The sequence below is a fragment of the Microbacterium sp. UBA837 genome (genome assembly GCF_002296025.1).
Classification (GTDB): domain Bacteria; phylum Actinomycetota; class Actinomycetes; order Actinomycetales; family Microbacteriaceae; genus Microbacterium.
Genome location: NZ_DBHD01000048.1, coordinates 1 through 4,128, shown reverse-complemented (window position 1 = coordinate 4,128; position 4,128 = coordinate 1). Strand labels below are relative to the sequence as shown.

General features: G+C 68.3%; 2 protein-coding genes and 1 pseudogene. All 3 read right to left on the bottom strand.

The genetic code is table 11. The annotated features are described in order from the left end of the window. The gene (locus tag B3587_RS03445) at window positions 1-2,361 is read right to left on the bottom strand and encodes an excinuclease ABC subunit UvrA (protein ID WP_292726568.1); all 2,361 of its coding nucleotides are present in this window, start codon (window positions 2,359-2,361) and stop codon (window positions 1-3) included. A 358-nt stretch (window positions 2,362-2,719) separates the two neighbouring features. Continuing rightward, window positions 2,720-3,427 carry an SDR family oxidoreductase gene (locus B3587_RS03440; protein WP_292726566.1) on the bottom strand — a complete coding sequence of 236 codons (708 nt, stop codon included), beginning with the start codon at window positions 3,425-3,427 and terminating at the stop codon, window positions 2,720-2,722. Further along, window positions 3,424-4,128, bottom strand: a pseudogene (locus tag B3587_RS03435) (hypothetical protein); the annotation flags it as partial. The pseudogene B3587_RS03435 and the gene B3587_RS03440, both read right to left, overlap by 4 nt.

Sequence of the window (4,128 nt, the reverse complement as noted above, 5' to 3'; positions counted from 1 at the left end):
TCAGGCGCCGACGTAGTCGGCGAGGTGCTGGCCGGTCAGCGTCGAGCGGGCGGCGACCAGGTCGGCGGGCGTGCCCTCGAACACGACCCGGCCACCGTCGTGTCCGGCACCCGGGCCGAGGTCGATGATCCAGTCCGCATGGGCCATGACCGCCTGGTGGTGCTCGATGACGATGACCGACACCCCCGAGTCGACGAGCCGGTCGAGCAGGCCCAGCAGGTTCTCGACGTCGGCGAGGTGCAGACCCGTCGTCGGCTCATCGAGCACGTAGACGCTGCCCTTCTCGCCCATGTGCACCGCGAGCTTCAGCCGCTGCCGCTCCCCGCCCGAGAGGGTGGGCAGCGGCTGGCCGATCCGGATGTAGCCGAGCCCGACATCCACCATCCGGTTCAAGATCGAGGCCGCCGCCGGCACCTTCGCCTCGCCCGAGGTGAAGAACTCCGCAGCGTCGGATGCCGACATATCGAGCACCTCGACGATGTTCTTGCCGCCCAACAGATGGACGAGAACCGCCTCATCGAAGCCCTTGCCCTCACACACGTCGCACGGGGTCTCCATCTGCTCCATGGGTCCGAGCTGGGTCACGATGACGCCCGACCCCTTGCACACGGGGCACGCGCCGTCGGAGTTCGCACTGAACAGCGCGGGCTTGACGCCGTTCGCCTTCGCGAACGCCTTGCGGATCGGCTCGAGCATCCCCGTGTAGGTACCGGGGCTCGAGCGGCGCGAGCCCTTGATCGCGCCCTGATCGATCGCGACGACACCCTCGCGGCCGGCAACCGATCCGTGGATCAGCGAGCTCTTGCCCGACCCCGCGACCCCGGTGACGGCGACCAGGATGCCGAGCGGGATGTCGACATCCACGTCCTGCAGGTTGTGGGAGCTCGCGCCGCGCACTTCGATCGCCCCCGACGGCTGGCGGACGGATGCCTTCAGCTGCGCCCGATCGTCCAGGTGCCGCCCCGTGAGGGTGCCCGAGGCCCGCAGCGCCTCGACCGTGCCCTCGAACATGATCTGCCCGCCGCTCGATCCCGCGCCGGGCCCGAGGTCGACGACGTGATCGGCGATCGCGATCGTTTCGGGCTTGTGCTCGACGACGAGCACCGTGTTGCCCTTGTCGCGCAACTGCTCGAGGAGGCGGTTCATGCGCTGGATGTCGTGCGGGTGCAGCCCCACCGTCGGCTCGTCGAAGACATAGGTGACGTCGGTGAGAGCAGACCCGAGGTGCCGGATCATCTTGGTGCGCTGCGCCTCGCCGCCCGAGAGCGTCCCCGATGCGCGATCGAGCGAGAGGTAGCCGAGGCCGATGTCGACGAACGAGTCGAAGAGGACGCCGAGGCTCCGCAGCAGGGGAGCGGCACTCGGTTCATCCAGCCCTTTCACCCAGGCGGCAAGATCCGAGATCTGCATGGCGCAGGCATCCGCGATGCTCTTGCCTGCGATCTTCGACGATCGCGCCCCCTCGTTGAGGCGAGTACCGCCGCACTCGGGGCAGGGCTGAAACGCGACGGCCCGTTCGACGAACGCGCGGATGTGGGGCTGCATCGAGTCGACGTCCTTCGACAGGAACGACTTCTGGATCTTCGGCACCAGACCCTCGTAGGTCATGTTGATGTTCTCGAGCTTGATCTTGCGCGGCTCGCCGTAGAGGAAGTCGTGCCGTTGCTGCTCGGTGAAGTCCTTGATCGGCACATCCATCGGTACGACTCCGCCGAAGATCTTCACGTACCAGCCATCGGCCGTGTATCCGGGAACCGTGAGCGCCCCGGCGGCGAGCGTCTTCGTCTCGTCGAACAGTTGCGCGAGATCGATGTCGCTGACCTGACCCATGCCGTCACAGTGCGGGCACATTCCGCCGGTGACGGTGAAGCTGCGCCGTTCGACCTTCTTGCCGTCGGCGGTCTGGCTGGTCACGGCGCCCTTGCCGCTGACCGAGGCGACGTTGAACGAGAACGCCTGCGGGCCGCCGACGTGCGGCTGGCCGACGCGGCTGAAGAGGATCCGCAGGAGGGCGTTGGCATCCGTCGCCGTTCCCACGGTCGACCGTGCGTTGGCGCCCATCCGCTCTTGGTCGACGATGATCGCGGTCGTCAGGCCCTCGAGCACGTCGACATCCGGACGCGGGGGCGTATTCATGAACGCCTGGATGAACGTCGAGTACGTCTCGTTGATCATCCGCGACGATTCGGCGGCGATCGTGCCGAACACGAGCGAGCTTTTGCCTGACCCGCTCACTCCGGTGAACACCGTGAGACGCCGCTTGGGTAGTTCGACGTCGACGTTCTTGAGGTTGTTCTCCCGTGCACCGTGCACGCGGATGAGGTCATGGGCGTCCGCGGCGTGCGTCTTCGGTGCAGGCATGAGCACACGCTAGCGGGATGCCGCGACATCCGTCTTCTCGATTCGTGACGGCATCCGTGCGAGTCATCGGCTGTGGCCAACTCAGCAAGAACGGCGGGCGAGCCGGATGCCAGGCGTGGCGTCGCGCGAGCTCGGCCCGGAAGTGAGGACTTAGCGACACCGGGCGCGCCGGGCCGAACCGGTCGGGCGAGAGAGCCGGGCCGGCATCCGACCTTGGGATTCGTGTCGGATCGGCTCCGTCGTCGGCCGTCGCCAACTCAGTGAGAACGGCGGCAGGGACCGGATGCTGCGCACAGCGGCACAACAACCTGCTCCGGAGATGAGGAGTTAGCCACCCCCTCGCGCCGCGCCGGCGATGTCAGAGGCGCGCGATCTCGACCCGGGGGCGCACGGCGATGTCGGTGAGGTGGACGTCGGGGGAGGCATCCACGAGGAACCGGACTGTCGCCGCGACCGACGACGGCTTGATGTAACGCTCGGGCTCGTACGGGGTGCCCATTTCGGCAGACTGCGTGCGCAGCATCCCGGTGTCGGTTTGGCCCGGGGCGAGCGTCACGACCCGCACGCGATGGCGCTGCTCGTCGATGCGCAGCACGTCGGCAAAGCCCCGAAGCGCGTGTTTGGATGCCGTATAGATCGCGTGACCGGGAACGGGGCGAGTCCCGGCGCCCGAGCCGATGAACACTACGGTTCCCTGGCTCTCGCGCAGCAACGGCAGCACCTGACGCGTGAGCTCTGCCGGTGCGAACACGTTGATGGCGAACTGGCGTTCCCAGTCCTCGGGCCTTGCGGTCTCGGTCGTGTGGACCGCGGCAATCGCAGCCCCGTGCACGAGAACGTCCAGGCGTGTGAGTTCTGCCGTGCGGGCAGCGAGGGCTTCGGCATCCGTGATGTCGAGGACCCACGGCGTCGCGCCCGTCTGCGCCGCCAGTTCGCTCAGCGCATCGGCGCTGCGACCCACCGCAATGACGTCGTGCGTGCGTGAGAGCTCGCGCACGATCTCACCACCCATGCCGCCGGTGGCTCCCGTCACGAGGGCTTGGGGGCGAACACCGGATGCGGTCATGCAGAACTCCTTGCGAGCGGAACAGAGGGTGGGACGGATGCCGCGTGCAGCGCGATCCGCACGGCGCTGCGCGCGACCCTGTCGGTCTCACGCAGCATGGTGGGATTCGTGCCCGGCATGGGGCTGATGATCGTGTCGTGCACGACCTCGTCGACGGGGATCCCGGCCACGTGTACGGCGGGGTCAAGCGTGCCATCCGACCCTATGAGCAGACCGGTGGCCGGATCGATGTCGATGCCGCCGGTCGCTCCGAGCTGTCCGTCGCTGTCGGCGACCTGGAAGACGCGCAGGCGTCCGGCATCCGTCAACGACCGCACGAGCGGATCGGCGCTGGAGCCGGCGTCGTGCATGTGCATCCACGCATCGATGAGGGCGCGGGCGGTGATGTCGGCATCCGGGATCTGCGCCGACACCACGCGGAAGCCGTCGTCGGTGATGGTGAGCGCGGGCCGCGGCCCGAGGAAGCGCACGATGCCCGCGGCGTGCAGGGCCAGCAGCTGCCGGTTGCGGAACGCAGGCGGACCGGAACCGAACATCCCGCCGATCGAGAGGAGGCGGCCGAAGGCTCCGCGCCGGGTCGCTGCGTCGAAGCCGCCGAACGCTCCGGCGAGACTTACCGGCTGCCGGGCGGACCCGATCGACCACAGGGCAGCCTTCAGCGGGGAGTCGGCGCCGCGTTCGGCTTCGCGCAGATCGTCGGC

Excerpts from the sequence above, each read along its gene's own strand:
- B3587_RS03445 (WP_292726568.1), bottom strand. The coding sequence starts at position 2,361 with ATGCCTGCACCGAAGACGCACGCCGCGGACGCCCATGACCTCATCCGC.
- B3587_RS03440 (WP_292726566.1), bottom strand. The coding sequence starts at position 3,427 with ATGACCGCATCCGGTGTTCGCCCCCAAGCCCTCGTGACGGGAGCCACC.